At 51.0% G+C, this 25,809-nt stretch carries 30 protein-coding genes and 2 tRNA genes; 26 read left to right on the top strand and 6 right to left on the bottom strand.

What is annotated here, in order from left to right; translation table 11 throughout:
• The first annotated feature begins 3 nt into the window (after positions 1-3).
• Genes ACH5Y9_RS11810 through ACH5Y9_RS11800 form a run of 3 tightly spaced genes read left to right on the top strand, consistent with a single transcriptional unit; the run spans position 4 to position 3,331 of the window.
• Complete coding sequence (locus ACH5Y9_RS11810) at positions 4-1,656, top strand: GspE/PulE family protein (RefSeq protein ID WP_445369761.1); 1,653 nt, start codon at positions 4-6, stop codon at positions 1,654-1,656.
• A 1-nt stretch (position 1,657) separates the two neighbouring features.
• Positions 1,658-2,881 carry a type II secretion system F family protein gene (locus tag ACH5Y9_RS11805; protein ID WP_445369760.1) on the top strand — a complete coding sequence of 408 codons (1,224 nt, stop codon included), beginning with the start codon at positions 1,658-1,660 and terminating at the stop codon, positions 2,879-2,881.
• Positions 2,882-3,331 carry a hypothetical protein gene (locus ACH5Y9_RS11800; protein WP_445369759.1) on the top strand — a complete coding sequence of 150 codons (450 nt, stop codon included), beginning with the start codon at positions 2,882-2,884 and terminating at the stop codon, positions 3,329-3,331.
• Between the two features lie 17 nt (positions 3,332-3,348).
• Here the strand turns inward: ACH5Y9_RS11800 and ACH5Y9_RS11795 are convergent, their stop codons facing one another.
• The 3 genes from ACH5Y9_RS11795 to ACH5Y9_RS11785 form a co-directional block, all read right to left on the bottom strand.
• Positions 3,349-3,993 carry a response regulator transcription factor gene (locus ACH5Y9_RS11795; RefSeq protein ID WP_445369886.1) on the bottom strand — a complete coding sequence of 215 codons (645 nt, stop codon included), beginning with the start codon at positions 3,991-3,993 and terminating at the stop codon, positions 3,349-3,351.
• A 216-nt stretch (positions 3,994-4,209) separates the two neighbouring features.
• Positions 4,210-5,094 (bottom strand): fructosamine kinase family protein, encoded by an 885-nt coding sequence (locus ACH5Y9_RS11790; protein WP_445369758.1) that lies wholly within the window; start codon positions 5,092-5,094, stop codon positions 4,210-4,212.
• Positions 5,095-5,108: 14 nt separating this feature from the next.
• Complete coding sequence (locus ACH5Y9_RS11785; protein WP_445369757.1) at positions 5,109-6,770, bottom strand: glutamine--tRNA ligase/YqeY domain fusion protein; 1,662 nt, start codon at positions 6,768-6,770, stop codon at positions 5,109-5,111.
• A gap of 240 nt (positions 6,771-7,010) precedes the next feature.
• Here ACH5Y9_RS11785 and rpoH point away from each other — a divergent pair, with 240 nt between their 5' ends.
• The 3 genes from rpoH to ACH5Y9_RS11770 all read left to right on the top strand — a co-directional run bounded on the left by rpoH (position 7,011) and on the right by ACH5Y9_RS11770 (position 9,428).
• The gene (gene rpoH / locus ACH5Y9_RS11780; RefSeq protein ID WP_319961376.1) at positions 7,011-7,865 is read left to right on the top strand and encodes an RNA polymerase sigma factor RpoH; all 855 of its coding nucleotides are present in this window, start codon (positions 7,011-7,013) and stop codon (positions 7,863-7,865) included.
• Positions 7,866-7,913: 48 nt separating this feature from the next.
• Positions 7,914-7,998: transfer RNA gene (locus ACH5Y9_RS11775), tRNA-Leu, on the top strand.
• A 176-nt stretch (positions 7,999-8,174) separates the two neighbouring features.
• Positions 8,175-9,428 (top strand): tyrosine-type recombinase/integrase, encoded by a 1,254-nt coding sequence (locus ACH5Y9_RS11770; protein WP_445369756.1) that lies wholly within the window; start codon positions 8,175-8,177, stop codon positions 9,426-9,428.
• A gap of 139 nt (positions 9,429-9,567) precedes the next feature.
• Here the strand turns inward: ACH5Y9_RS11770 and ACH5Y9_RS11765 are convergent, their stop codons facing one another.
• Positions 9,568-9,855: an ogr/Delta-like zinc finger family protein gene (locus ACH5Y9_RS11765; protein ID WP_445369755.1), complete on the bottom strand. Its 288-nt coding sequence runs from the start codon at positions 9,853-9,855 to the stop codon at positions 9,568-9,570.
• 152 nt (positions 9,856-10,007) lie between these two features.
• On the opposite strand from ACH5Y9_RS11765, the gene ACH5Y9_RS11760 reads away from it, so the two are divergent.
• The 18 genes from ACH5Y9_RS11760 to ACH5Y9_RS11675 all read left to right on the top strand — a co-directional run bounded on the left by ACH5Y9_RS11760 (position 10,008) and on the right by ACH5Y9_RS11675 (position 21,735).
• Positions 10,008-10,682 (top strand): hypothetical protein, encoded by a 675-nt coding sequence (locus ACH5Y9_RS11760; RefSeq protein WP_445369754.1) that lies wholly within the window; start codon positions 10,008-10,010, stop codon positions 10,680-10,682.
• 206 nt (positions 10,683-10,888) lie between these two features.
• Positions 10,889-11,128, top strand: a complete 240-nt coding sequence (locus tag ACH5Y9_RS11755) for a helix-turn-helix transcriptional regulator (RefSeq protein WP_445369753.1) — start codon at positions 10,889-10,891, stop codon at positions 11,126-11,128.
• The gene (locus tag ACH5Y9_RS11750; RefSeq protein WP_445369752.1) at positions 11,125-12,921 is read left to right on the top strand and encodes a phage tail tape measure protein; all 1,797 of its coding nucleotides are present in this window, start codon (positions 11,125-11,127) and stop codon (positions 12,919-12,921) included. The genes ACH5Y9_RS11755 and ACH5Y9_RS11750 overlap by 4 nt, the downstream gene beginning before the upstream one ends.
• Before the next feature lie 2 nt (positions 12,922-12,923).
• Positions 12,924-13,223: a hypothetical protein gene (locus ACH5Y9_RS11745; RefSeq protein ID WP_445369751.1), complete on the top strand. Its 300-nt coding sequence runs from the start codon at positions 12,924-12,926 to the stop codon at positions 13,221-13,223.
• Positions 13,220-13,606 carry a DUF7673 family protein gene (locus tag ACH5Y9_RS11740; protein ID WP_445369750.1) on the top strand — a complete coding sequence of 129 codons (387 nt, stop codon included), beginning with the start codon at positions 13,220-13,222 and terminating at the stop codon, positions 13,604-13,606. Before ACH5Y9_RS11745 ends, ACH5Y9_RS11740 begins: the two co-directional genes overlap by 4 nt.
• On the top strand, positions 13,603-13,992 hold the full coding sequence (locus ACH5Y9_RS11735) for a hypothetical protein (RefSeq protein ID WP_445369749.1): 390 nt from the start codon (positions 13,603-13,605) through the stop codon (positions 13,990-13,992). The genes ACH5Y9_RS11740 and ACH5Y9_RS11735 overlap by 4 nt, the downstream gene beginning before the upstream one ends.
• Positions 13,985-14,287 carry a hypothetical protein gene (locus tag ACH5Y9_RS11730; RefSeq protein ID WP_445369748.1) on the top strand — a complete coding sequence of 101 codons (303 nt, stop codon included), beginning with the start codon at positions 13,985-13,987 and terminating at the stop codon, positions 14,285-14,287. Before ACH5Y9_RS11735 ends, ACH5Y9_RS11730 begins: the two co-directional genes overlap by 8 nt.
• Positions 14,284-14,994: a hypothetical protein gene (locus ACH5Y9_RS11725; protein WP_445369747.1), complete on the top strand. Its 711-nt coding sequence runs from the start codon at positions 14,284-14,286 to the stop codon at positions 14,992-14,994. Before ACH5Y9_RS11730 ends, ACH5Y9_RS11725 begins: the two co-directional genes overlap by 4 nt.
• A 111-nt stretch (positions 14,995-15,105) precedes the next feature.
• Positions 15,106-15,546: a hypothetical protein gene (locus ACH5Y9_RS11720; RefSeq protein WP_445369746.1), complete on the top strand. Its 441-nt coding sequence runs from the start codon at positions 15,106-15,108 to the stop codon at positions 15,544-15,546.
• A complete protein-coding gene (locus ACH5Y9_RS11715; RefSeq protein WP_445369745.1) occupies positions 15,533-17,101 on the top strand; it encodes a DNA primase family protein in 1,569 nt (522 codons plus the stop codon). Before ACH5Y9_RS11720 ends, ACH5Y9_RS11715 begins: the two co-directional genes overlap by 14 nt.
• On the top strand, positions 17,071-17,376 hold the full coding sequence (locus tag ACH5Y9_RS11710; RefSeq protein WP_445369744.1) for a hypothetical protein: 306 nt from the start codon (positions 17,071-17,073) through the stop codon (positions 17,374-17,376). The genes ACH5Y9_RS11715 and ACH5Y9_RS11710 overlap by 31 nt, the downstream gene beginning before the upstream one ends.
• 235 nt (positions 17,377-17,611) lie before the next feature.
• Entirely contained in the window at positions 17,612-17,929 is a 318-nt protein-coding gene (locus ACH5Y9_RS11705) for a hypothetical protein (protein ID WP_445369743.1), read from the top strand.
• A gap of 104 nt (positions 17,930-18,033) precedes the next feature.
• Positions 18,034-18,408 (top strand): hypothetical protein, encoded by a 375-nt coding sequence (locus tag ACH5Y9_RS11700; protein WP_445369742.1) that lies wholly within the window; start codon positions 18,034-18,036, stop codon positions 18,406-18,408.
• Positions 18,409-18,480: 72 nt separating this feature from the next.
• Positions 18,481-18,843 carry a hypothetical protein gene (locus tag ACH5Y9_RS11695; RefSeq protein ID WP_445369741.1) on the top strand — a complete coding sequence of 121 codons (363 nt, stop codon included), beginning with the start codon at positions 18,481-18,483 and terminating at the stop codon, positions 18,841-18,843.
• A 77-nt stretch (positions 18,844-18,920) separates the two neighbouring features.
• On the top strand, positions 18,921-19,196 hold the full coding sequence (locus ACH5Y9_RS11690; RefSeq protein ID WP_445369740.1) for a hypothetical protein: 276 nt from the start codon (positions 18,921-18,923) through the stop codon (positions 19,194-19,196).
• 67 nt (positions 19,197-19,263) lie between these two features.
• On the top strand, positions 19,264-19,872 hold the full coding sequence (locus ACH5Y9_RS11685; protein ID WP_445369739.1) for a hypothetical protein: 609 nt from the start codon (positions 19,264-19,266) through the stop codon (positions 19,870-19,872).
• 63 nt (positions 19,873-19,935) lie between these two features.
• Positions 19,936-20,598 carry a phage integrase gene (locus ACH5Y9_RS11680; RefSeq protein WP_445369738.1) on the top strand — a complete coding sequence of 221 codons (663 nt, stop codon included), beginning with the start codon at positions 19,936-19,938 and terminating at the stop codon, positions 20,596-20,598.
• 96 nt (positions 20,599-20,694) lie between these two features.
• Entirely contained in the window at positions 20,695-21,735 is a 1,041-nt protein-coding gene (locus ACH5Y9_RS11675; RefSeq protein WP_445369737.1) for an IS481 family transposase, read from the top strand.
• 36 nt (positions 21,736-21,771) lie between these two features.
• On the opposite strand, the gene ACH5Y9_RS11670 is transcribed toward ACH5Y9_RS11675, so the two are convergent.
• Together ACH5Y9_RS11670 and ACH5Y9_RS11665 are read right to left on the bottom strand one after the other, a co-directional pair.
• Positions 21,772-22,758, bottom strand: coding sequence for a DUF6538 domain-containing protein (locus tag ACH5Y9_RS11670; protein ID WP_445369736.1), 987 nt, complete (start codon positions 22,756-22,758; stop codon positions 21,772-21,774).
• Positions 22,759-22,816: 58 nt separating this feature from the next.
• Positions 22,817-22,904, bottom strand: a tRNA-Ser gene (locus tag ACH5Y9_RS11665).
• A gap of 392 nt (positions 22,905-23,296) precedes the next feature.
• On the opposite strand from ACH5Y9_RS11665, the gene ACH5Y9_RS11660 reads away from it, so the two are divergent.
• Both ACH5Y9_RS11660 and ACH5Y9_RS11655 read left to right on the top strand, forming a co-directional pair.
• On the top strand, positions 23,297-23,719 hold the full coding sequence (locus ACH5Y9_RS11660) for a response regulator (protein ID WP_445369735.1): 423 nt from the start codon (positions 23,297-23,299) through the stop codon (positions 23,717-23,719).
• A gap of 43 nt (positions 23,720-23,762) precedes the next feature.
• A complete protein-coding gene (locus ACH5Y9_RS11655) occupies positions 23,763-25,784 on the top strand; it encodes a GGDEF/EAL domain-containing response regulator (protein ID WP_445369734.1) in 2,022 nt (673 codons plus the stop codon).
• The last annotated feature ends 25 nt before the right edge of the window (positions 25,785-25,809 follow it).

Genomic DNA, 25,809 nt, shown 5'->3' with positions numbered 1-25,809 from the left:
CGTATGGCTATCAATGACGAACATCTCCTGGAAGCTGGTGTGCGCTGCGGTTTGATTGAAGCTGCGCAATTGGAACGCCTGCGTCTGGAAGCGCGGCGGCAACGCTTAAGTCTGCTGACCATGGTTCAGGCTCATTATCGCTTTCCCTTATCGGCGTTGCACCGGGCGGTGGCCGAGCAATACGGCATGCCGTATGTCGATCTGGATACTTTGCAGGTGGACAACACCTTGTTAAAAAAAATTCCGCCCAGTCTGGTGCAGCGTAAGTTGCTGTTGCCGGTTAGTGATGGCGAACAGGTCTTACTGATCTGCGGCGATCCGGGCGATCGGGCCGGCATCGATTCGGTGCAGCGCTTGTTGGGTCAGGTATTGCCGCTGGCAATGGCCGATCTGGCTTTATTGCAATTACAGGTTAAGCAGGCATTGGCCGGAAAGTCGGCGCCGGAACAAAGCGGCGCGGTGACGGCGGAGACCGATACCGATTTGGTGGCCATGCTGGATGGCATTATCCGCGAAGCCTATTTTTACCGGGCCTCGGATATTCACTTGCTGCCGGATGCTCAGGGTCTGCGGGTCCGCTTGCGGGTGGACGGCAAATTGCGCGATTTTCCCTTGGTTGCCAACGCCGGTGCGGCGGCGGCTTTGGTGTCGCGGGTCAAGGTGCTGGCCGGCTTGGATATAGCCGAACAGCGCATGCCGCAAGACGGCGGATTTTCTTATCATTTGCCCAAGCCTATTGATAAGGGTTTTAACATTCGGGTGGCGACTGCGCCGACCCGGCTGGGCGAACGGATGACGCTGCGGCTGCTCGGCCAAGAGGCGTTCGGCTTGACGCTGGCCGATCTGGGTATGATGGAAGAAGACTTGCAGCATTTTCGCAAGGTGATACACCGCCCCTATGGCATGGTGCTGCTGACCGGTCCGACCGGGAGCGGTAAATCGACTACCTTGTTCGCCGCGCTGCAGGAAATCAATCGGCCCGACATCAACATCATGACCGTGGAGAACCCGATCGAATATGTGATGCACGGGGTTTCTCAATTGCAGACCGGGCCGAAAGTCAGCTTTGCCGACGCCCTGCGCTCGTTTTTGCGGCACGATCCGGATGTGCTGATGGTAGGCGAGATCCGCGACCCGGAAACCGCCGATGTGGCCGTAAAAGCGGCGATGACCGGGCATTTGGTGTTTTCGACCTTGCACACCAACAACGCCGTGAGCGCCGTCACGCGCTTGATCGACATCGGTTGCGAACCGTTCCTGATCGGTTCCACGGTGGCGGCGGTGATCGCCCAGCGCTTGGTGCGCCGCTTATGCGGGCATTGCCGCAAACCACGCTTGGCGACGCCAGCCGAGCTGGCGGAACTGGGGCGGGATGATGATGCCGTGCAGATTTACGAACCGGGCGGTTGCGTGATCTGCCAGGGCAGCGGTTTTCGAGGCCGGCTGGGATTGTTCGAAACCCTGTGGCTGGATGAAACCCTCGCCCGCTTGGTAGCGCGCGGCAACGACGAGGAAACCTTGGAAGCCAGTGCCGGTGAGCGTCTGAGTTTTATGTGGGAGGACGGCTGCCGTAAAGTGTTGCTGGGCATGACTACGCTGGACGAGTTACGCGACGTGGCGGTCCACAAAACCCGCGGTATGCGCGGCGTAAACTGAGATGGCTGAATTTGTTTACACCGCCTTGGATGAGCGCGGCAACGAGATTGGTGGCCGCTTGCAAGCCGACGATATGGGTAATGCCGCATCACAATTGCGCCAGCGCGGTTTGCGGGTATTGGCGTTGCGGCAGGGGCGCGGCAGCAGCGGCTTTTTCGGCCAGGCCAATTTTTCGGACTGGTTGGCCTCGCAACGTTCGGTAACGAACACGGCGCTGATTTTCTTTTTCAGGCAAATGAGTTTTATGCTGCGGGCGGGCTTGCCGGTGGCGCAGGCACTGGAGCTGGCCCAGGCGCAATTAAGCAATCCGCGCTTGAATTTGACCTTACGCCTGATGCTGAAAGACATTCGGGTGGGCCAATCGCTGTCGTCGGCAATGAGTAAGCACAAGGCGGTGTTTCCGGAAATGGCGATCAATTTGGTGGTTGCCGGCGAAACCACGGGCGATTTGGATCAGATCATGGAAAGGTTGGCGATACATCTGGATAAAAGAGCCGCATTGCGGGCGCAGACCATCAACGCGATGATTTATCCGGCGATTGTGGTGCTGGCGGCAATCGGCGTCGGCATTTTCATGGTGGTAAAAATCATCCCCAAATTCAGCAAGTTTTTGATGGGCAAAGGTAAAGCCTTGCCGCCGTCTACCCAGTTGCTGGTGGATATATCGGACTTCGTGCGCCAGCATGGCCTGTGGCTGGTCGGCGGTGCGGCGGCTTTGCTGCTGCTGGTGATATTGATTTATCAAACCCGTAACGGCCGTTTGTGGATAGACCGGCTGTTGCTGCGACTGCCGGTGATCGGCTCCTTGCTGGTGACCGGTGCGATGGCGCAGATGAACTGGGCGCTGTCGATTTTGCTGCGTAGCGGTGTGACGGTGTTTGAAGCGTTGAAAATTACCGCTAATTTGCTGGGCAACCGGGTTTATGTCGATCAGTTGCTGGCCGCATCGAACCAGATTTTAGAGGGGCGGGATATTGCGCGCAGCATCGATCATCCACGCATTCCGCCGCTGGTGGTGCAGATGGTTGCAGTAGGCGAAGGGACCGGGGCGCTGGACGAGGTGCTACAGGAACTGGGGCTTTATTACGAAAAGCTGTTGGAAATTGCGATCAAGCGTCTGTCGGCCTTGATCGAGCCGGTGATGATTTTGGTCATAGGCTTGATGGTGGGCTTTGTCTATTATGCATTCTTTCAAGCCTTATTCTCTTTGGTATCGGGGCATTAAATGAGTTTGTCGAATTCAATCAAGCCGATTGCCGGCCTTGTTCTTTCAATAGTGGCACTAGCCGCGCAGGCTCTGGAAGCGCCGGCCACGCCGCTGCCGTTGACACCTGCGGCGCCGAAGCAGTTGCGCGATCCGTTCACGCCCAGCGAACTGATGTACGAAACGGCGGGCGCGCAGGGCGGCACCGCCGCCGGTGCGTATGGGTTTATGCCGAATCAGGAAACCATGAAGGTGCCGAACCTGAAATTACGTGGTTTGTTGAATCCGTCCGGCAAGGCTTTTATTGCCTTGTTGGAAGTCAGCGGTGTGGGTACTTTTATGGTTCGCGAGGGCGATGAATTCAATTTCGACCCCTCGCAACCCAAGAACGCGATCCGCGTCAGTAAAATTACCCGGCTGAGCGTGACCGTTGAAACCGGTACCTTGGGTTCGATCAGAGTATTGCGCTGAGCGGTTTTAGATAGGGTTTACTGATTGAGTATGTTTAGGTTGACGGCGATGTGGGCCAATTCGGTGGTGGTCTGCACCTGCAGTTTTTTCTTGATTTGCGTCGCGTAGTTGGCGATGGTTTTATTGCCCAAACACAGGTGAACGGAAATTTTCGAGACCGTCAGGCCTTGGGCCAGTAGCCGGAAAATATCGAACTCGCGCGGCGAGAATGCATCGATCAGCGCTTGATACTGCGCATTGGCGGACGGCTCGTCCGCGGGTTTAAGCAGGCCGGGTTCCGTATAACCTTTACCTTGCATAATGCTTTCTATCGCCGGTAACAATAGATTCGGCGCCATGTTTTTAGTGATGTAACCTTGCGCGCCGGCATCCAAGGCGCGCCGCACGTAAACTTGTTCGTGATAGATGCTGTATACCAAAATCCGCGCATTCGCATCCCGCGCTACTATCCGGCGAATGGCTTCCAGACCGCCGATTCCCGGCATGGATAAATCCATGACCACCAGATCCGGCTTGGATTCACCATAAAGCTGAATGGCTTGTTCGCCGCGTTCCGCTTCGGCGATGACTTCGACATTGCCGCTGACCGACAATAACATGCGAAAACCCGCGCGTACCACAGCATGGTCGTCGACTAACAATATTTTTAGGGTGTTGCTCATGGCAGCGGTGAGATGGGTTGGTGTCATAAATTTCGAAACGCGGCTGAAGATATGCCTTGATGTTTCGGCCTTAAAGTTGACGACTATTATCCGGGAGGAAATTCCTGGATTTATGCGGGAAAAATTCTTTTTATGAACCTGGAAAATGGAGGAGGGGGAATCGCAACTGGCTATGTCAACCTATCGCTTCGGTTGGCCATTCGGCGCTGGACGCGATTAGTTTAATTCGGCCAATAACCGAGCAATCATGCTGTTGGCCTGGTTCAAGTAACCGCTGCCGAACAGGTTGAGATGGTTGAGGATGTGGTAAAGGTTGTAAAGGGTTTTACGGGTTTTGTAGCCAGGGTCCAGCGGATATTCGGCTTGATAAGCCGCATAAAAATCGCGGCTGAAGCCGCCGAATAATTCGGTCATGGCCAGGTCCGCTTCGCGGTCGCCGTAATAGCAAGCCGGGTCGAAGATTATCGGTTGTCGTTGGTTGTCGGCGGCAGCATTGCCGCCCCACAAGTCGCCGTGCAGTAAGGAGGGGTGTGGGCGGTAGTCGCTGAAAAAAACGCCAATGTTTTCCAGCAGTTTAGAGCCTTGCGTTTGCAGTGAGCCGCGATAACCATTGGCGGCGGCAAACTGCAATTGCTTGCCCAGGCGTTGTTGCTGCCAAAAACTGACCCAATCGTCGTGTCTGGCGTTGTACTGCGGCGTGGAGCCTATGGTGTTGTCGATGGGCCAGCCGAAATAGGCTTGTGGTCGCTGGTGCAGCAAGGCCAGTTGTTCCCCGAATAAGCTGGCGCTACGGCTATGCAACGCGCCCAATTCGATGAATTCCAGCACCAGATAAGCGTGTTGTTGACATTCGCCAAAGCAAATCACCTTGGGCACGCGCACCGCGCCTATGCTGGCTAACTCGCGTAAACCGGCCGCTTCCGCTACAAACATCTCTGCCAGGCTTGCCCGGTTTAATTTGATGAACCAGTCGATATTGGCGGCTTGCAGCCGGTAAGCGCTGTTGATGTCTCCACCGCCAATACTGCTCAGGCGGTGGTTGTTTAGTGATTGGCCGGTTTGTGCTTCGAGGTGATTAATTAATGCTTGCAGCGCGGCCATGATGAATTAACCGGCTATTTCGCCCAACTGTCGCGCAAGGTCACGGTACGGTTAAACACCAATTTTTCCGCGGTGCTGTCGGCATAGTCCAGGCAAAAATAACCGGTGCGCTCGAACTGATAACGGGTATCCGGCGTGGCGGTGGCCAGGCTGGCTTCCACCCGGCAATCAGTCAACACTTCCAGCGAATTGGGATTGATGCCGTCCAGGAAATTATCCAGCGTGTCCGGATTGGGGTGGCTGAATAACCTGTCGTATAAACGTAATTCGGCGGGCAGGGCGTGTTGTTCAGAAACCCAATGGATTACGCCTTTTACTTTGCGGCCTTCGGGGTTTTTGCCTAAGGTGGCCGGATCGTAGCTGCAACGCAGTTCGATGACATTACCGGCCGCGTCTTTAATCACTTCCTCGCATTTGATCACATAGGAACCGCGCAAGCGCACTTCGCCGCCTGGCACCAAACGCTTAAAGTCTTTAGGCGGGTTTTCCATGAAATCGTCTTGTTCGATCAAAATGGTTTTGGAAAAGCTGACTTCACGGCTGCCCATTTCCGGCTTTTGCGGATGGTTGGCGATTTGGTAGGTTTCGGTTTTGCCGTCTTCCCAGTTGCTGATCACCACTTTTAACGGCCTTAACACGGCCATCGCTCGCGGAGCGCGTTCGTTCAAGTCTTCACGAATGCAGTTTTCCAAGACACCCATTTCGATCCAGGAGTCATTTTTGGTGACGCCGATGCGTTCGCAGAAATCCCGAATCGCTTCCGGGGTAAAACCGGCCCGGCGCAGGCCGGAAATGGTTGGCATGCGTGGGTCGTCCCAGCCGTTGACGTGCTTTTCTGTCACCAATTGTAACAATTTACGCTTGCTGACGATGGTGTATTCCAATTGCAAGCGGGCGAACTCGATTTGCTGCGGATGGCAAGGGGTTTGCAATTTGTCCAGCACCCAGTCGTAGAGTGGGCGGTGATCTTCGAACTCCAAGGTGCAGATCGAGTGGGTGATGCCTTCCAATGCGTCGGAAATGCAATGCGTGTAATCGTACATCGGATACAAACACCAGGCATCGCCGGTACGTTGGTGATGAACACGGCGGATTCGGTAGGTGGTCGGGTCGCGCATATTAATGTTGGGCGAGGCCATATCGATTTTGGCGCGCAGCACATACTGGCCGTCGGCGAATTCGCCGGCGCGCATCCGGGTGAACAAATCCAGGTTTTCTTCGATGGAGCGGCTACGGTCCGGGCTTTCTTTGCCGGGTTCGGTCAAGGTGCCGCGGTCGGCGCGCATTTGTTCAGGCGTCGAGCTGTCGACATAGGCATCGCCTTGTTTAATCAACTGCACCGCGTAAGCGTAGAGTTGTTCGAAGTAGTCGGAAGCGTGATATTTGCCAGCCCATTTAAATCCTAACCACTGCACGTCGCGTTCGATGGCTTCCATATATTCGACGCTTTCTTTTTCCGGGTTGGTGTCGTCGAAGCGTAAATTGCAGGTACCGTTGTTTTCGGCGGCTAGGGTGAAATTCAGGCAAATCGATTTGGCGTGGCCGATGTGCAGATAGCCATTGGGTTCGGGGGGAAAGCGGGTGGCAACTTTGCCGTTGTTTTTGTTGGCGGCCAGATCGGCGGCAATGATGTGTCTAATAAAGTTGGATGATACGGGGCTATCGGAAGCTGACATGTTTGAGTAAATGGCTGTGGTTTTGATGAGTTAGGCGGAGATTTATGACTTAATCGGCATTTTAACGAGTTTGGTCGGAATTCGTAAAGGCGGCATCGTTAGCTGCTTACACAGCAAAATTGAAGCAAAAGTCAGTGTAACTATCTGTATCAAAAGATTTTTACTAAATTATTAGCACTCTCGTGTTTCGAGTGCTAGAATTCGGTTAACGTTAATTTATTCCGCGGAAACGAGGGTGATATGAACAACAGCTTGGCTTTGCCGATCAATTTATCGGTTGGGACGTTTGATTCTTACTTGAACTTAGTCGCCCAAATGCCCAAACTCAGCGTCGAGCAGGAGCAGGACTTGGCGTTACGTTACCGGGATGAAGGCGACCTGAATGCTGCGCGTGAGCTGGTGATGTCCAATTTGCGCTTCGTGGCTCATGTAGCCAGAGGCTATGCCGGTTACGGTTTGCCGTTGGCGGACATTGTACAGGAAGGCAATATCGGCTTGATGAAAGCGGTCAAGCGTTTCGACCCCGACATGGGTGTGCGCTTGGTGTCGTTTGCCGTACATTGGATCAAAGCGGAAATTCACGAATATGTGATTAAAAACTGGCGCATCGTTAAAGTTGCTACCACTAAAGCGCAGCGCAAACTGTTTTTTAATCTGCGTAAGTTTAAAAACGACTTGAACTATCTATCGCAAGACGATGCGGAAGCGATAGCAGAGAACCTGGACGTGGACGTCAAAACGGTTTACGAAATGGAACGGCGTTTGGACGGTCGCGATATAGGACTTGAGCCAACGGGCGATGACAGCGAAGATCATGTGCAAGCACCCATCGCTTATCTGGAACAGCATGGTGCCGATCCGGCTTTATTGCTGGAAAATAGCGACTGGGAAGACCGCAAGGAAGAATTGCTGATGGATGCCATGGCTGGCTTGGACGACAGAAGCCGCGATATTCTGGCTAGCCGCTGGTTGGTGGAAGAAAAAGCCACTTTGCACGAATTGGCGGACCGTTATCAAGTGTCGGCCGAGCGTATCAGACAGCTTGAACAAAACGCCATGAAAAAGCTGAAAGCAGCGGTAATATTGGCAGCGTAAAAAATAGTTTGGCATTTCTGCAAAAATCAGTATAATGACGCTTTCTTTGCCGGGGTGGTGAAACTGGTAGACGCGCCGGATTCAAAATCCGGTTCCGAAAGGAGTGTCGGTTCGATTCCGACCCTCGGTACCATTGATTAGTGCAATCAAATGCAAAGAGAAGTACAAACCCGCAAGCCGACTGGCTTAGCGGGTTTTTTATTGTGCAAAGAAATGCAGCGAAATGCGGGGGCATGCAACTAAAAGTGTGTCCTTCATTGTGTCCTTTTCTATAATGCCTCCTGCCGAGGACACAATAGAGGACACACTATGGCACTCCAACTCAATAAAGACACAGTCTACAGAGCGGCAAAAGCGCGCGATAAAGAATACTTTATCAACGACGGCGGCGGACTCTATCTCGTCGTCGGGAAAAACGGCACCAAGATATGGAAATTCATTTTCTCGTTTGAAGGGAAGCGGAAAAAACTCTCATTCGGCGTGTATCCGGATACCACCTTGGAAAACGCCAGGCGCAAAGCTGATGATGCTAGAAACAGCCTTGCCAACGGCATCGATCCCAGCGAAATCAGAAAGCAAGCCCGGGCGGAAATTACCCAAGCCGCCGAAGATCAAAGTCGAGTAAACGCCGGCCTTCCCATTGTCAACAGTTTCGAAGACATCGCCCGGCAATGGATAGCTTCGACGTCACATACAGTGCGTGATGTGACCAACCAAAAGAAAGTTCGCCGATTCGAACTCTACGTATTTCCGGAAATCGGCAAAATACCCATAGGCGAAGTGAAATCGCCCGACATATTTGCGGTCGTCCGCCCACTCATCATCAAAAAGCAACTGGAAACCGCCCACCGCGTGCGTGCGGACATTAGCGCGGCTTTTGCCTATGCCATCGCTCACGGCTATACCGACTACGATCCAGCGCAAGCCGTTGGCGCCCAAATTCCGGCGCAAAAAGTCAAACACAACGCCGCAGTCACCGAGCCAAAGCAAGTCGGCCAATTACTGCGGGACATCTCCAACTACCAAGGCACCTTTGTCGTGCAATGCGCGTTAAGACTCTCGCCATACCTGTTCCAGCGACCTGGCGAAATTCGGCAGATGGAATGGAAAGACATCGATCTTGCGGCGATGGAGTGGCGCTACTTCGTCACCAAAACGGAAACACAACACATTGTTCCCTTGTCGCGCCAGGCTATAGAGATTTTGGAAGCCATCAAGCCGTTAACCGGTATTGGCCAGTATGTTTTTCCCTCCAGCCGTGGCGATGGTCGGCCTATGTCAGATGGCACAATACGCACCGCACTTAAAACCCTTGGATACCAACGTGAAGAAATGAGTGCTCACGGTTTCAGAACCACCGCATCGACCTTGCTCAATGAACAAGGCTGGTCGCCGGATGCGATAGAACGCCAACTCTGCCACATGCCCAAGGACCAAGTCCGCGCTGCGTACAATCGCGCTCAATATCTGGAAGAACGCCGGCGGATGATGCAGAGCTGGGCTGATTACTTGGATGGACTCAAAGCCGGCGCTCAGATCATACCGTTTCAACGCCAGGCATAAGTCTTAACCAATGTTTTTCTAAAAAATTTAAATAGTTTTTAAAAAACCCAGCATACCCAGCACAGTCAGCACTATCAAGGCTTACAGAGGCTATAACCCAGCATTCAACCCAGCACTAACCCAGCACAAAAACAAAAAATCAGGGCGGATAAATCCCGCTTAACAGCTTGTTGCGTTCGTCCTTGCTTAGCGTATTCAGCAAATTGGCCGCTAGTTGTAGCGTGGAGTTGGCCGGCGGGTTAATCCAGCGCGTGAATGATTTTGTGAGTACAAACCTTGCCTGGCACAGCGGGTTTTTGCATTCGCAATACAAGTCGACGACGGTTTTTCTTTCGGTGAGGTTGTTGCGGGAGGTGATCCGCGCTTTTTCTTGGCAATTCGGGCAATAAACGGACATGGCGGCCTGATCCTGGATCGAAAGCGGCATTATGCACGGCCGGTCGGCAAGTTTGGACGTTGATCGAATATTTTATTATGATGATTTTAACCGGATAGCCCGACGGGGCGAAAAGCGGGTGTCGCTAGCCTGTTTCCGGTTTTCCCTTTTTAGCGGCTTTCACTTTTAGCGGAGTGGATAAATTGGACTACAAAAAACCAATCCTATTTGGCGATGATGAATTTCGCTACGAATTTAGTGAAAAATTAAGTGATACATATAACCTAATTCTCTGGGCAATTATTGGAGACCATCTAAAAATAGATGGTGACGCAGAACTTGAGTTGAAGCGAGTCAAGAAATTATATGTAGAAATTATTATTGAAGCCGAATGCGAACACCAGAAAACTGGAAAGAAATTCGATGATTGCTTAGATGATTTATTTTGGGAAGCTTGCGGCAACTCCTCGGAACCAGCTTTTGTGGCTGAAATAAGCCTTTCGGCTGCTTGGAATTCGGTTCTAAAGGCTTATTTTCATTGTGACAATCGACAAATGGACCTAGGGCTTAGTGAGTTATTGAAGTCTAACTTTTATTTTGGTTTATTTGTCTCCAGGAGAGACATATTAATGCTCTCTAAAGAGTGTGCCAGAAAAGCTGCAGATAAGCGTTGGGAGAATAACGGCACCAAGGAATTGCATATTAAAATTGTTAATTGCTATCGAGAAAACTATGACGACGGCTCTATGTCAAAAGAGGCGGCTGCGTGGGAAATATCACAGCTTGAGTGGTGTGAATTATCGGCTGATCGAGTTATTAAATTTCTAACGCCAGATTACATATACAAGATCATGAAGGTGCAAGGCCTACTCTTATAGGTAATAAATCGGTTTTGCTTTAATTAGCATTTGATTCGACAACTGGAAGTTTGACCAATGTTGGGCACATATCTGGCTATCTGCATCGTACATTTGTACGGTGCAGATAGCCAAAGTGGTCAGGTTGATGCGGTGCATCGACCTGGTATCCAACGCAAATCCCGCTAAAAATGCTCCCGGCAATCAAATGCAAGTGGAGACATTACATGGCAGACCCCGCAAACAAAACCAACCAAGAGTCGTTCTACCGAATAGACCAAATAGTCGGTAACCCCAAAAAAACGCCGCCAGTTCCGGCGATCATCCCAATCGGAAAGCGAACCTTCTTGAAAAAGGTGGCTGATGGCAAAATTGCAAAACCGGTTAAATTCGGCCGCTGTTCTCTCTGGCGTAAATCCGACATAGACCGGCTGGTGTCGGAAATCAGCGGTGAGGTGGCAGTATGAACGGTATGCAAAACCTTACCTTCATGGTTTCACTGTTGGACCGGGTTACCGGCCCAACTGCCAAGATCATGTCGTCAATCGACAGCATGACCACCAAATTTCAAAACGGCACTAACAAAATTGCTTACGGTGCGGCCGGTTTGTGGGGTGTGGGTACCGCTCTTCATGCCAATACGCAAAAGGCCATCGAATTCGAAAGCAAAATGGCCGACGTCAACAAGATGGTCGATTTTCCAAGTCCAGCAGGAGTGAAAGATTTCGGAAACGAGCTTCGGAAAATGAGCAGGGTTATTCCGATTACCGCCAACGGACTCGCCGAAATAGCCGCCGCCGCTGGTGAGCAAGGTATTCAATCACCCGATTTACTGCCCTTTATCGACACTGTGGCCAAGATGTCTACCGCGTTTGATATGGGTACATCGGCGGCCGGGGAAAGCATCGGCAAGTTAGCCAATATTTTCAATATCCCCATCAGCAAGATTTCGGATTTAGGCGATCAAATCAACCACCTGTCCAACAATACCAATGCCAAAGCGTCGGACATGGTTAATTTGCTGGGCAGAACCGGCGGTATAGCCAATCAGGTGGGCTTAACCACCGCGCAAACGGCGGCTTTGTCGGCTGCAATGTTGTCGCTTGGACAGCCGGTTGATGTGGCCGGCACGTCGATCAATGCCTTTCTGTCAAAACTCTACACTGCCAGAAACCAAGGCGACGGTTTTAACGATGCTTTGGCGACTATCGGCTTATCGGCCAAGAAACTGGAAAGTAATTTTCAATCCGGACCGCAGCAAGCGATTGATGATTTTCTGCAGCGGATTAGCGGCCTGTCCAAACATTCTCAGGCTTTAGTATTGGGCGATTTATTCGGCCAGGAATATTCGGACAATATCACGCTGCTGGTCGGCAATTTAGGCGTGTACCAAAAAACGCTTGGCTTGGTGTCCGACGCTACCAAGTATCAAGGCTCGATGCAAAACGAGTTCAACATCAAGGCCTTGACCACGGCCAACCGCTTGCAGTTGCTTAGTAATCACTGGGATGACGTCTTGATCTCGGCAGGCACGATATTTTTGCCGAAGATCGTGGAGTGGGTGGGCAAACTCAATAGCAATCTTGCGCACGTGGCCGACAAAATTACCCGGTGGTCCACGCTTTTCCCTGAACTCACTGGCTTGGTATCCACTTTGGCGGGTGGCATTGTGGGCATTGTTGCCGGGTTGGCCGGGCTATCTATTCTGTCGGGTGTTGGGACGCTGTTGGGTGCTGGTTTTGCGTTGGCTACGGCGCCGGCAGTGGCGACGGCGGTTGCCATTGGCTCAATCGGCTGGGCTGTCTACAAGCTGCTGGATACGTGGTCGCAGTGGACATACGGTTTAGGCATATTCGATACCATTGCAGCCGGCTATCAAGCAGCGATACAGGGCACTACTGAGTTCATCGAAAAAACGGCATCCGCCATTGATTTCGTGATGACGGGGTTTGAAGGGCTAAAAAATTGGTTTAAAAATTTCAACTTGTGGGAATTTTTGTTGTCCGGCGTGGATGCGCTAATCGGCAAAATCAATATGATTCCCGGCATTAACATCGACTTGGGCGGCGCGCCGAAACCGATAGCCGCTCCGGCCGGCTTGAATAGCGGCGGCGGCAAAGGCGGGCTGATGAACAAGTTCAGCACGCTGAACAACAACCAAAACCAATCGCGCAGCATCGGCACGGTGCAGATCAATAATTACGAGTCTAAACGCAGCCTGTCGCAATTGGTGGACGACGTGATGATGGCGGGTGGCTGATTATGTTGTTGACACCGAATATTCCCAGCGCTATTCTGGCCCCGCTTTCGAAAAAAACGAAAGTCGGGCGTGAGAAACCCGTGTTCAACTGGCGAAAAGTCGCCGCAGTCATTCGCGGCTTTTTTATGCCTGTCATTCAGCGCGGCCTTGTGCCGTATGCATTCTGTTATGGCGGGCTGTTTTGGGAGGCCTTCGGGCCGATCGCTCCAGTTGGCGGTTTTCTCACCCCATTTCAGCCCGTCACCCATGCCGTGAGAAGCATCCGTGGCGGTTACTCAAATCAACTGGAGTCACCGTTATGAACACCCAAGCCACGGGCAAAATACGCCCAAATACCACCCAACAACCCGAAGCCGTAAACGATTTCTTCCGGCAAATGGCCGAACTTGAAACCGAGCGCAAAGCCGCTAAAGAAGCCGGTTTACCCGCATTAGAGCGCCTGATTAGAGTTGCCGAGCGCGATTCCGGCCAAGCCGGAACCGTGCGCCTATTCTTGCTTGGCCTGTACAACGGCTATCGATTCCCGTTCAACCTGGTCACTCTTCGCGGACTCGATAAATCCTTGTTCGATGACTGCATGTTAGTGCTGAGGCTGGATGCCAGGGTTACCGCTCAAGAAATTCACTTGTACGTTTACAAAGGCGGCGAGCTGTTCGAGCGCTGGGCGCAAGGTGGTGTCAAATGACATTCATATTACCCGATCAATCACAGACAGAGCCTTCGCAACTGCCACCCTTGCAGCCAATTACCCGCCAGGACAAGGCGGCACTATCTAACTTACTGTGCAAAAAATGCCGGCGCGGCCCGCTAAAGCTGGAAGCGGATTTACTGATTCAGCGCATTAAACGGCGGGACGGTTCCGGTCACTATCTGGCTACTGCTTTTCTAAGCGCCTACCGCAATCTACCGTTTACCGAGAGTCTTTTTTACTTGGTGAATCTGGATGCCGAAGCCTTGCGATTGTTTCAACAAATCATCTATATGCGACACGTTCCGAGCTGGGACGACAAGGCGCTGTTCAGCGTAGAACGGCAAATTATCAGCATCGTAAAAGGGGAAGGTCATGAGTGAAAAATTAAAAACCGTGGCAGTGATTGCCGAAGATTCCGATAAACAACGCAACCACTTTAGGGATTTAACTGAGCGAATGGAAGACGCTATCAACGGGCTGAAGGCGCTTGAAATTTTGTTGGCCGGAAACCAAGACCGGGCGATTTCGGAAATATCCAATTTAACGGAGCCATTTATTAAAAACATGGTGAAGATCAATAGAGAGTTAATGGACTTTTTCTACTCATCTGGCGTGGTGTTCGCTTATCCCGCCAAGGACGATAAAGCAGACCGCCAAAGCCGAGGTGAGCCATGACAAGTAAATCGATGCAAACCCCGGCTGCGCATTTGCGTTTGTTGAACGCCATGTTTTGCGAGGTCACTGCCCAGTATTGCAAGGCACAGGCGGCACAAGGTAAGGCGGAAGCCGGCGGCGAATTGGCAGCGCTCTCGCCCATGGTGAAGTTATTCGACGAAACCATCGGTTTGGTGTGGTCCGAGAAATTCGAACTATCGGCGCCGCTGTTCGACTATTGCCCGAAAATTCATAAACCGACTTTCGAGGAAGTCGCCAAGCGCATGGATCGGTTGACCTGGCACTTGGAAAATATTGGACAGTCGGAAGCCTTCTTCACCCGGCCTTGGTTGGGCGGATTGCTGAGGCTATCGGCCAACTTGGTTGGGTCCGTCGATTGGTTGCTTGGTGAGCTGGATCCGGCGATGGTGACTTGGGCGGTACCGGCGGAAAACATGGCTGAAACGCCGGCTGTTTCCGGTCACCGCTTGTCGCCGCTGGGTGGCGCTGATAACGCCCTGGCTCACGTCGACACAGTCAACATGATGGCCAACAAAGCCTTATCGATCCTATCTATGTTGGGCAATGCCGTGGCCGGCGAGGATGACCAGATTAGGCCAAGTGACGATGACATGTATTACGCGTTGCGGTCAGTTGGCGATGAACTTACCGACATCAAAGCCGTGGTGAGTGCTTTTCACCAAGCAACGAAAAGCCAGCACGCATAAAAAAAGGCCGGCGGTTTGAGGAGGCCGCCGGCCTATTTAAAGCAAAGCACTGTTCTTTCTTTCACCGAGAACAGTTTATGGCTAATTAAATAGACACGCAAGCCTAAACTTATGAAAAGAAAACGAAAACTTCCTCCTTATGGAACCATTCTTGCCGAGCGGCAAAAATTCTTAAACCTGCCGTTCCTGGCTGTCGTTTGCATGGGGCAAGATGCCTGGAATAGCGCCAAACGATGGAACGCCCGCGGCGAAAATTGCGCCATGGTCTTACCACCCGACATAAATCCGGAGCAAGTCATTTGGCCGGTGAATGGTTGCAGTTGCGTCATTGAATGGAGCTCAGGTCCCGATTCAAAGCGGGTTGTTGCCTTAGCCAGATGCCTGTTAACTGCCGGAGCCGAGCTTGTTGTGGTATGGCCGCGCTTTGTCGATCCCAACTCGCCCGCTTTCAGCTACGACGCCACCCGTCCGCTCGGTGAACGCTGGGTGCAGTGCCGGGAAATGACCAGAGTCTATCATCGTCAAACAGGTGGTAACCATGTTGCGGCCTGAAGAGTTCTTACCTGATGAAATCAGCTCAAAACCACTAGAACGGGATGAAGAGGCCAGGCTACTGATTGAGAATGCCGCCGAAGGCGAAGCAGAACAAAGCCTGAAGCAGGCGCTTGCGATCATTAACGCCTTTATCCAGATCGACGGGCAAAAGGCAACATCTGAGGCGCTCGACAAGGATAAAGCGGCTTGGGACACTCCGGAGATAATTGGCGCTCTGGCTACAATCAGCCGCGACGACAGGCAGGCATACACGCGCATCAAGCTTGCCTTAAAGGCTTGGAAAATATCAACCGAGGTTGATAGAAGAGTGCAGGCAGCTATTCGTACATCCGCGCCAAAATTAAACCCAATCGCCGCCATTCTGGAAAACATCCCGACATCGAGCAGTAATGAGCCGGCGTTAGAGGCTAGTGCGCTTCTCATGGCTGATAGCGATGGCCGCTTGAAGCGCAGGATAGAATCGGAAGCGGCTGTTTTAGTTGCGGTCGCGCTGAAAGGGTATGCGGCGTTTAATCCTGAATTGGGCGTTTGGTACATTTTTAACGGCTTATTCTGGAACGTGCAAGACGCCAAACAGACGATTCAGCGCGTGCTGATAAAAATGCTGTATTTGGGTTGCCATGGGATCGGCTTTCGCTCTGCTTTCCTGAGTGGTATTCGTTCTATTTTGGAAAGCGGCTATTTGCTGTCGGCACCCAATGATTCTGCGGGCTTTCTGCCGTTCGAAAACGGTTTGTTGAACATCGAGACGCGGGCGTTAGCGGGGATTACACACCAAACCGCACTAACGTGGTGTCTGCCATACGCATACAACCGGCGAGCGGATTGCCCACGCATTAAGGCCTGGCTGAAATGGGCAGTTGATGATGACTCGGACACTGTTGAACTGATTCGCGCCTTTATGGCGGCGATACTGCACCGCCGTTATGACCTGCAAAAATTCTTGCACCTAATCGGGCCAGGTGGAACCGGAAAAACCACACTATTGAATTTGATTGGTGCTTTAGTTGGGGCCGCTAATACCGTGTCCACTTCATTCAATGCGTTGGAAACCGATAAGTTTGAGCTGGCCAGGCTGTTTTCAAAAATGCTGGCCATCATTGCCGATTCCGAGCGTAACGGCGGCAGCCTGCAAAACTTCAAGGCGGCGACTGGTGGCGATCCGCTGCGCTACGAAGTTAAGCACCAGCAATCGACCGGGAGCTTTGTATTCAAAGGTCTGTTCATTCTGATCAGCAACGAACATGTGCAGAACTCTGACAACTCGTCAGGCCTAGAGCGCCGGCGAATCACGGTTCATCTTAAGCGGCGCGTTACCGAGGAGCAAAAGCTTGATTGGCAAGCGCGAGGCGGTGAAGTGGCCGTGTTGCATGCTGAATTACCTGGCTTGGTGAATTGGTTGCTTGAACTGTCTCAGGACGACATTTCCCGCATTATCCGGAACCCACCAGCACGAACCAAACAGGCCAACTTTGAAGCAATGACCGAAAGCAATTCGGTTGCCGGTTGGTTGAATGCTGTATGCCGGATAAGGACGCGGAAACGCAAATAGGCGACGGTCGAAAAATAAACGAGCCGGGCTCAGAGGTTGAATTCCAAAACGCAAAAACTCAACTTTATCCGAGCTATTTGCAATGGTCTATTCGTAACGGTAAGCGTGACGTTTCGTCTACACGTTTCAAGAATTTGGTTATCGATACGGTCCAAACCCTTGGATTTGAGGCCGCACAACGCCGCGCTGCTTCCGGTCGATTCATTCGCGGGATCCGGCTTCGCAAGGATTGGGAAAATCCGGAATTAAGTTGGCTAAAGGCTGGAAAAAAATGAGGCGCTTTTTTTCAGTGCTGGGTTTGTGCTGGGTTGAATGCTGGGTTGAATGCTGGGTTAAACCCGCGCCGTTGCTGGGCTGTGCTGGGTGTGCTGGGTATGACGGCTAATAAATAGTTTTGAGGAAAAATTAAAAAATTGAATTTATAAAAAAACCGCGTTGCTGGCCAGGGCTTGAGGAGACATCGACCGCTGTGTAGTGGTCGCTGATTAACCATCAACGAGGATTAGAGATATGACAACGTTTAACCCATTAGCCGAGCTTCGGCGGAAAGGCTTCGATGCCGAATTACATCAACAGCGCGTGCGGGTTTGGCCGAGGCACAAGATGACTAAATCGCTAGCCCAATTCGTAACGGCAAATTTGTCGGCCATTTCCGGCCAGCTTATCGCCGAAGCCAACATGAAAGGTATCGATAACGTGTTCCTTTGGGATTTGCCGGCGCCGCAGCGCACCGAGGCCGGTGTTTCGGAAGATCCGACAGCCGAGGAAATACCCGAATACATGAACGGCGAAAGCTTTGCCGGTTTTAAAGCGGCGGCGTATGACTAACACCCACCACGGAGACGAACAGCAAATAACGATTGCAAGGCCAGGCTTGAGGAGCGTTTCCGGTCGTAAACCGGGTTTCTTAATGATTACTTTGGAGAACTAACATGGCTTTAACCGTATTACCCGTGAATTCGCCTTTGACCCAATTGCGGGCACAAGGGATTGACGTGAAATTTAAACGATGCCGCTTAATGGTGTTCCCGAGACCCAAGGTTACTAATTCGATTCGGGATTTCATCACTGCCAACGTTGTGTCGATTGCAAACGAATTATATCAAGAGGCCTACTACACCAAGAGTAAAGACCCGCTGGGTTACCAAGAACTTGATGCGCATGATTCACGGATTTCATTGGGCGTGTTGTTTTGGGGGTGGCACGGTGATCATCCAATTCACATTGAATTGGGTGGGTTGCCTACCGACTTTCGCGACGACATTCCTGACGAGTTTTTGGGCGTGAAATTCAATCCGGGCTTTTGATTGTTTTAACTGGGCTTGAGGAGCGGTTCCGGTCGCAACCGGATTCTTAATAATCTTTTTGGAGAATGAAAAATGTCAATTACACCATGGCCAGTAAATACCCCGCTGACCCAATTGAGGGCACAAGGTTTTGATGCGGAATTCATGACTGCGCATCTGATTGTTTACCCGAAACCCAAAATAACCAATACGATCCGTCAGTTTGTCGTGGACAACCTGGAAGCAATTGTGGATGAAGTGAACCTTGAAGGGTATTACCGCAAGAATCCGGACCGGTTGGGATACGAGGCTAAAAGTGGCGGCAATTCGCTGCGGTCTCAGGGTGTCTTAATTTGGCAGCTGAACAGCACAATGCGCACGCATATCGGTGCAAAGCCGTTTGACGCCGTGACTCAAAGTATTCCGGATAGCTTGAACGGCAATCTGGCTATTTAGCGTTTGGGCAGGGCTTGAGGAAAACTAGGCCGGGCATTTAGCCGGCCTTAATTCACACTGAACATAAGGAAACCACCATGAACACCTTAAACGAAATACAAAAGCAATATCTGAGCGAAACCGTCAAAAAGCTTGGCGACATAACGGGCAAAATCAAATTAGGCAGGTCTATGTCATCCGAGGAAGTCGACACCCTTCAGAAGGAAATTGACGACGTGAAAGAAAATCTTTTCATGTTTAGCGACATCCATGGCAATGTCGGACACATTGAGATTTACAAGGAAGCAGCGGACATATTGGGAGATTTGCTCAATCTGACGTCCGGCGCCCGTCGATACGACCATTTGGTTTAACCCAGCGAAGCGCTACGCGGTGCATGCCGTGTAGCGCCATCAAGCACTCAATATTTTGGAGAATAACATGTTAAACGAAGAACACATCGCGACTTATCGCCAGGCAAAAGCCGACATCGACTCATTGAACGGAAGACTGATAGAGAAACGCCAGGCGGTTGCCGGTGCTCAACGGCAAATAACCGAGCATTGGCAAAGGATCGGTGAGATTGGCGAACTGTTGAAGAAAGAGGATTTAGCCTTGGAAAACCCTTCGCGGTTACGCCAGCCAACCTTGACCGAAGAACAGTACGAGGCACAGCGACAAACAGTAGCGGAATTGGAAGCGACGTTTCCCGACCTGCAAGGTCAAATTGAAAAGACAAATCGGGAGATTGCTAGACTGGAATCAGAACTGTCGAGTTTAAACGGATCAATGAATTACGCCTTTAAGCAAATCTCTGCCGGCATGGTCGAGCAATCGGCGGCCAAGCTAATAGAATTAGCCGGCGAACCTTTTAGGGATTTGGTTACAGCGATCATCGCTGACAAAGGCATAGAAAATGCCGAGAAAGTCAGCATTATGGTTTGTGAACGTCTTTTTCAATTGGTGTTCAGTCGTGAAGGCGGTTATGTGATGCCAGATACAAGATATGCCTATCGCCAAATAGCAGACCTGATAGAAACAGCGGCTTAAGTCAGTTGGCGGTAAGCCGCAAACTTGCCGCCTCTATTTGTCACACCCTACACTTAAAACACCATGACGGTTAAACAAGATCATGACGGTTCCTGGCGCGTGCAGGTAGACCGGAAAGGCATTCCGCGCACGCGGCGCAGCGGCTTTGAAAACCGTGAGGCAGCCGAACTGTTCGAGCGCGATTATCTCGCCAAGTATCGCACCAACTACGAGCAGGCGATGGATGAGCGCAGCCTGAAAGAGTTGATTGAGGCGTGGTACATATACCACGGCATAAACTTGGCCGATGCCGAGCGCCGGCGCCGGGTTTTGTTGCAGATGGCCGTAGATTTAAAAAATCCGATAGCTAGCCAGATTACGGCTGAACAATTTGTGATGTACCGCTTTCATGTCACGCAAAACGAAGGCGCTGTGTGCTTGAAAACCTTTAATAATCGGCACGGTTATCTAGCCGCGGTTTTCAACCGCTTGAAAAAGTTGAAGGTGATTACGTATCAATCGCCGATTTGCGAGGTGGAGTTTTTCAAGATCCAGGAACGGCAGCTCAGTTATTTCAGCCGGTCGCAGATCGATGAGTTGCTGGAAACTATCAAGATGTATTCCACAAATCTTAGCACTTGGTGGGTTACGCAAATTTGTTTGCGAACCGGAGCCCGATGGGGTGAGGCTGAGAAGTTAAAGCGTAAGCAGGTACACAACGGCCGGATTACTTTTGAATTGTATTAGTCACGACTTGATCTGACACATCGACTTGAAAAGATGAGAGTTACCGGTTTTGATAGGGGTGTCGAATCCTTACACAAAACACAAAAGGTAACTCTCATGATCCATACAAACAATCCGATCATTAAACACAAAGCGGGGCTGTTAAATTTAGCCCAAGAACTGAATAACGTCTCCAGAGCCTGCAAGGTGATGGGTGTCTCGCGCGATACGTTTTATCGTTATCAAGAGCTGGTAGCCGAAGTTGGTATCGATGCCTTAATCGACAAAAACCGCCGGTCTCCGAATCTGAAGAATCGCGTCGATGAAAGCATTGAGCTGGCAGTGAAAGCCTATGCGGTTGAGTGGCCAGCGCATGGACAGCATCGAACCAGTAATGAACTGCGTAAACAAGGAGTATTCGTATCCGGCAGCGGCGTTCGCTCCATCTGGTTACGGCATGACCTGGAGAACTTTAAAAAGAGGCTTAAAGCACTGGAAGCCAAGGTAGCCGCCGAAGGGTTAATGCTGAGCGATGCGCAGATTGCGGCGTTGGAGAAAAAGCAGCAGGATGATCAAGCCTGCGGCGAAATCGAAACAGCCCATCCCGGTTACCTGGGTTCGCAGGATACCTTTTACGTTGGCAACCTCAAAGGGGTTGGGCGGATTTACCAGCAGACTTACGTGGACACCTACAGCAAAGTCGCTCACTGCAAACTGTACACCACCAAAACGCCGATTACTGCCGCGGACATCCTGAATGACAAAGTATTGCCGTTCTATGAAGCCAACGCATTACCCGTTCTACGCATTCTGACGGATCGCGGCACAGAATATTGTGGCAAGGTCGAACAGCATGATTATCAGCTATACCTGGCGATCAACGACATCGACCATACCAAAACCAAGGCCATGTCGCCGCAAACCAATGGGATTTGCGAACGCTTCCACAAGACCATCTTGCAGGAGTTCTATCAGGTCACGTTCCGCAAAAAGCTCTATAGCGACCTGGATGAACTCCAAAAAGATCTGGACGAATGGCTGGTTTATTACAACAATGACCGAACTCATCAGGGCAGAATGTGCAACGGCAGAACGCCGATGGATACCTTGCTGGATGGAAAACAGATTTGGGCTCAAAAAAATCTGAACCAAATCTAATCTGACAGACACCCCGCAAAAACGGTAACTGTCAGATCAGGTCTGAGCTAATACAGCTGATTCAGTCTCGTCAGTAAAGTGGAAGTACCAAATGCCTGTCGCGGCATCCTGTTTAATGTCGGTAAAAGGGTTGAGCTGACAGACCTCGTTGAGGCGTGCTCCTGTAAACAGACCAATCAAAGGCAACCAACAGCAATGAGCTGTATTCCGATCAGCAGCGTACTGTTTCATTTTCGGATGGGTAAACAACAATCGAATTTGATCTAGCGTCAGTGAGCGTTGCTTGTTAATGCCGTTTGCACGATTACCGCGATACACAGCGCCGTTGACTGATAGATTAGGAAATCCTTGATCCTTGTAATGAACTGCTGCCCAGTTGATGAACATGCTGACCATTGCGCGATAGGTGCTTTCAAACGTACCTTCAGCAATACAGCGTCCATCATGAGTGGCAATAATCTCCTTAATGGACATGCCTCTAAAAATCTTTGCATCTCTTCGGACAGGTAGCTTTTGTACTTGATCAAAGTAGTTGTTTACATCTGCTTGCAGAATGGTATTGATCGGTTTATCGCCAATCAGCTCAATAAAGACTGGCAACGTTGACTTTAGCTTAGTCAGCGTGGGTTTGTTTTTGGGATTGTAGCGATTCAAAAAATCAGCTACGACGACGGAAAGCAAAGGGGATTTAAGAAGATTTTGTCTAACGGTGATTGGTGAAACTGTTGCTGGTAATTGGTTTTGGGGACCGCGAGACATCAGCTCTGAAGCGCTAAAATCGCTGATTGTCCCTGACTTCAGTTCATTGAAAGCCAGTGCAACATTTGCTGCAAGTTGCAAAGCAAGTGGAATTGCTTCGTGACGACTTTCTGTCTTTAAGCTTCGTACAATCTCTGTTGCGTTGAGCGCTTGTTGATGCTCAGCAGGAACTCGAATTCTGAAGTAGTAGATGTTACGTCGTCTAAAAAGATAGGGAATTTTCCCCACAAAAAAAGCCTCTTGTGTAACAGGGTTGTGTAGCAAACTCTGTTTTCTTGAGGCTTTTTAGAAAAAAATTATTGTTATTCAATAATTTATAAGTTGGCGGAGAAAGAGGGATTCGAACCCTCGATACGTTGCCGTATACACACTTTCCAGGCGTGCGCCTTCGACCGCTCGGCCATCTCTCCTAATACATTTTTGGGCTGATCAGCAGATTTAGTGCTTCAGAAATTGATCGCTTCATAACTTAATCTGCGTTTGTCGCCGTGATAGCGACCACCCAATCCCGACTAGGATAATGGATACACGGTTATTTTGCAATTCGGACGAGTATTTTCTCGGTTATTGGCCTAGGCCTTGAATTTCCCATGGTCGTTACTTCCCTAAAAGACAATCCAGTTTAGTCATTGGTTTAGCGCCCGATCAGCCCTTACTTGTACTCGGTTAACCATATTCTGTCGGATAAATAAATTGTTGAATTTTGCTCTTCAGTGGATCGTGGTCTAAGTTTGCGCAGGAGTTTGCCGGAGAGTGAACTCACCTTTTGTCGATGGCCTATCGGAGTGAACGGGGGAGCTCTATGAACGATATTTGTATTTCAAACGAAAAACCAAAAATTCTGATCGTCGATGATGTTCACGAAAACCTGCATACCTTGCTGAATATTTTGCGGCAAGATTATGCGGTGATGGCTGCTACTTCGGGTGAAAAAGCCCTGGAAATCGCCAGGCGCGCGTCGGCTCCGGATTTGATTTTGCTGGATATAAAAATGCCGCAAATGGATGGATACCAGGTGTTGGAATATCTGCGCGATGATCCGGCAACGGCCGAAATCCCGGTCATTTTTGTGACTGCGGCCGCCGAAGTCGGTGACGACGCCAAGGGTATGGCGCTGGGCGCCGACGACTATTTACTCAAGCCCGTAGTGCCTGAGTTGCTTCTAGCTCGGGTTAGACTGCATTTGGAGCTAGCCACCTATCGGAAACGCTATGGCAGACTATAATCGTTGGGGTCAAGCAACGCTGATCTAACTATTTCCTTGGATAATGAACAAAGACAAATCCCTATCGCTCAATCCCAGGCCGACTATTTTGGTGGTAGACGATCTTCCCGAAAATATTCACGGCTTACTCGAAGCACTCAAGGACGATTACGGCATTATGGTGGCGACGGAAGGCATGCGTGCGGTGGAGTTGGCGCAAGGCCCGACGCCGCCTGATTTGGTATTGCTGGACGTCAGAATGCCGGGTATGGATGGCTATGAGGTTTGCCGGCGGCTCAAGAGCGATCCTAGAACCGCGGGGATACCCATTCTCTTCGTGACGATAGTCGAAGCGTCCATCGAAAAAATTCGCGGTTTTTCCATGGGCGCCGCCGATTTCATTACCAAGCCGTTTGATATTGACGAAGTACGGGCCAGGGTCAAAACGCATCTGGAACTGAGCCGCTTACGCCGCGCTCTGGAAGGCCGGGTGAAACGTCTGAGCGAATACCGGCATGCCACGGATGTGTCTAATATCGTATTCCGCACCGATCCGCACGGCGTCATCACTTTTGTAAACGATGCGTTTGTGCAAACCTACGGTTATACTCGCGAGGAGGTTATAGGCAAAACCAGCCGGATTCTCAAAGATCCCGACGCGGCTCCGGGTTTGCATCGGGAGTTATGGAACACGATTCTAGGCGGTGCAATCTGGCGCGGGACCTACAGCAATCTTACTAAAAGTGGCGAGGTGATTTACATCAACAACACCATCGTCCCCATCCTTGACGCCGACGGCTCGATTCGCGAATTTATATCCACCAGCGTTAATGTCACCCATTTGATCAAACAGGAAGAGTTGATTCGGGAACAGACCACGGATGCGTTAACCGGCTTGCCCAACCGGGTAAAATTGATGCAGGATTTGGCTGACGCCGGTCCGTCGATATTGGGCATGATCAACATCGATCAATTCAAAGCCATCAATGATTTTTACGGTTTGCGCAACGGCGATAAAGTTTTGTTGGAAATTGGCGAGCGTTTGCAAAAAATGAGCGGCGCCGATGCGCAGGCTTACCGTATCGGCGGCGATTTATTTGCTTTGCTCTCCAAAACCGGTGGCGATCCGGGCCGTTTCGAGCAATTGATAGACAGCATTATCAAGCGTTTGGAATCGGAAGCGATTGATTGCGGCGAAGACAAGATTAACATCCGCGTGACTGCAGGCATCTGTTCGGGGGCCGACAGTCCTTATACGCATGCGGCGCTGGCGTTGGAGCGCGCCAGGATCGAACGTCGGGATTATTTGATTTATACAGATCAAATGCAGATCAAGTCGCACTACAAGGATAACATCCACTGGAGCCAGAAAATTCGCAGTGCCTTGGCCGACGGCCGCATCGTGCCTTTTTATCAACCCATCATCGACAATCGCAGCGGGAAAGTCGTGAAATATGAAGCGCTGATGCGGATGATAGACGAAGAGGGTAATGTCATTCCGCCTAGCTTTCTCGGCGTGGCAAAACGCACCCGGCAATATACCGCCTTGACTCGCACCATCGTCGAACAAGTCGTGAAAGCCTTGCCTGAGTCGGAGGGGGAGATGAGTATCAACTTAACCGTCGAGGATATTATCGATGCCAATACGGTGAGCTTTATTGCCGAAAAACTCTCTCAGCCCGGCGTCGGTTCGCGCATTGTATTGGAGATTACCGAATCTGAAGGTATCGAAAGTTACGAGGAAGTGCGCCAGTTTGTTAATCGCATGAAAGGCTATGGCTGTCACTTTGCGATTGACGATTTCGGTAGCGGCTATTCCAATTTCGTGCATTTGTTGCGGTTGAAGATCGATTACTTAAAGATCGACGGCTCCATCATCATGAATATTATCGACAATCCGGATTCTGAAGTGATTGCCCGCGTCATAGTCGATGCCGCGCGGCGCTTGGGTATGCGCACGGTTGCCGAATTTGTGGGTAGTGCGGAGATCCAAGCCAAGGTCGTAGAGCTGGGTATCGATTTTTCGCAAGGTTTTTATCTGGGCAAACCGGCACCGCAAACGCTGGGGACGCCCCGCCATGATTGAATCCAACGTGCATCCGGGGGAGGAC

This window comes from Methylomonas sp. BW4-1 (genome assembly GCF_052474385.1).
The sequence above is the reverse complement of the archived record's forward strand: the minus strand, read 5'-3'. Positions and strand labels throughout refer to the sequence as shown.

Excerpts from the sequence above, each read along its gene's own strand:
- ACH5Y9_RS11810 (WP_445369761.1), top strand. The coding sequence starts at position 4 with ATGGCTATCAATGACGAACATCTCCTGGAAGCTGGTGTGCGCTGCGGT.
- ACH5Y9_RS11805 (WP_445369760.1), top strand. The coding sequence starts at position 1,658 with ATGGCTGAATTTGTTTACACCGCCTTGGATGAGCGCGGCAACGAGATT.
- ACH5Y9_RS11800 (WP_445369759.1), top strand. The coding sequence starts at position 2,882 with ATGAGTTTGTCGAATTCAATCAAGCCGATTGCCGGCCTTGTTCTTTCA.
- ACH5Y9_RS11795 (WP_445369886.1), bottom strand. The coding sequence starts at position 3,993 with ATGAGCAACACCCTAAAAATATTGTTAGTCGACGACCATGCTGTGGTA.
- ACH5Y9_RS11790 (WP_445369758.1), bottom strand. The coding sequence starts at position 5,094 with ATGGCCGCGCTGCAAGCATTAATTAATCACCTCGAAGCACAAACCGGC.
- ACH5Y9_RS11785 (WP_445369757.1), bottom strand. The coding sequence starts at position 6,770 with ATGTCAGCTTCCGATAGCCCCGTATCATCCAACTTTATTAGACACATC.
- rpoH (WP_319961376.1), top strand. The coding sequence starts at position 7,011 with ATGAACAACAGCTTGGCTTTGCCGATCAATTTATCGGTTGGGACGTTT.
- ACH5Y9_RS11770 (WP_445369756.1), top strand. The coding sequence starts at position 8,175 with ATGGCACTCCAACTCAATAAAGACACAGTCTACAGAGCGGCAAAAGCG.
- ACH5Y9_RS11765 (WP_445369755.1), bottom strand. The coding sequence starts at position 9,855 with ATGCCGCTTTCGATCCAGGATCAGGCCGCCATGTCCGTTTATTGCCCG.
- ACH5Y9_RS11755 (WP_445369753.1), top strand. The coding sequence starts at position 10,889 with ATGGCAGACCCCGCAAACAAAACCAACCAAGAGTCGTTCTACCGAATA.
- ACH5Y9_RS11750 (WP_445369752.1), top strand. The coding sequence starts at position 11,125 with ATGAACGGTATGCAAAACCTTACCTTCATGGTTTCACTGTTGGACCGG.
- ACH5Y9_RS11745 (WP_445369751.1), top strand. The coding sequence starts at position 12,924 with ATGTTGTTGACACCGAATATTCCCAGCGCTATTCTGGCCCCGCTTTCG.
- ACH5Y9_RS11740 (WP_445369750.1), top strand. The coding sequence starts at position 13,220 with ATGAACACCCAAGCCACGGGCAAAATACGCCCAAATACCACCCAACAA.
- ACH5Y9_RS11735 (WP_445369749.1), top strand. The coding sequence starts at position 13,603 with ATGACATTCATATTACCCGATCAATCACAGACAGAGCCTTCGCAACTG.
- ACH5Y9_RS11730 (WP_445369748.1), top strand. The coding sequence starts at position 13,985 with ATGAGTGAAAAATTAAAAACCGTGGCAGTGATTGCCGAAGATTCCGAT.
- ACH5Y9_RS11725 (WP_445369747.1), top strand. The coding sequence starts at position 14,284 with ATGACAAGTAAATCGATGCAAACCCCGGCTGCGCATTTGCGTTTGTTG.
- ACH5Y9_RS11720 (WP_445369746.1), top strand. The coding sequence starts at position 15,106 with ATGAAAAGAAAACGAAAACTTCCTCCTTATGGAACCATTCTTGCCGAG.
- ACH5Y9_RS11715 (WP_445369745.1), top strand. The coding sequence starts at position 15,533 with ATGTTGCGGCCTGAAGAGTTCTTACCTGATGAAATCAGCTCAAAACCA.
- ACH5Y9_RS11710 (WP_445369744.1), top strand. The coding sequence starts at position 17,071 with ATGCCGGATAAGGACGCGGAAACGCAAATAGGCGACGGTCGAAAAATA.
- ACH5Y9_RS11705 (WP_445369743.1), top strand. The coding sequence starts at position 17,612 with ATGACAACGTTTAACCCATTAGCCGAGCTTCGGCGGAAAGGCTTCGAT.
- ACH5Y9_RS11700 (WP_445369742.1), top strand. The coding sequence starts at position 18,034 with ATGGCTTTAACCGTATTACCCGTGAATTCGCCTTTGACCCAATTGCGG.
- ACH5Y9_RS11695 (WP_445369741.1), top strand. The coding sequence starts at position 18,481 with ATGTCAATTACACCATGGCCAGTAAATACCCCGCTGACCCAATTGAGG.
- ACH5Y9_RS11690 (WP_445369740.1), top strand. The coding sequence starts at position 18,921 with ATGAACACCTTAAACGAAATACAAAAGCAATATCTGAGCGAAACCGTC.
- ACH5Y9_RS11685 (WP_445369739.1), top strand. The coding sequence starts at position 19,264 with ATGTTAAACGAAGAACACATCGCGACTTATCGCCAGGCAAAAGCCGAC.
- ACH5Y9_RS11680 (WP_445369738.1), top strand. The coding sequence starts at position 19,936 with ATGACGGTTAAACAAGATCATGACGGTTCCTGGCGCGTGCAGGTAGAC.
- ACH5Y9_RS11675 (WP_445369737.1), top strand. The coding sequence starts at position 20,695 with ATGATCCATACAAACAATCCGATCATTAAACACAAAGCGGGGCTGTTA.
- ACH5Y9_RS11660 (WP_445369735.1), top strand. The coding sequence starts at position 23,297 with ATGAACGATATTTGTATTTCAAACGAAAAACCAAAAATTCTGATCGTC.
- ACH5Y9_RS11655 (WP_445369734.1), top strand. The coding sequence starts at position 23,763 with ATGAACAAAGACAAATCCCTATCGCTCAATCCCAGGCCGACTATTTTG.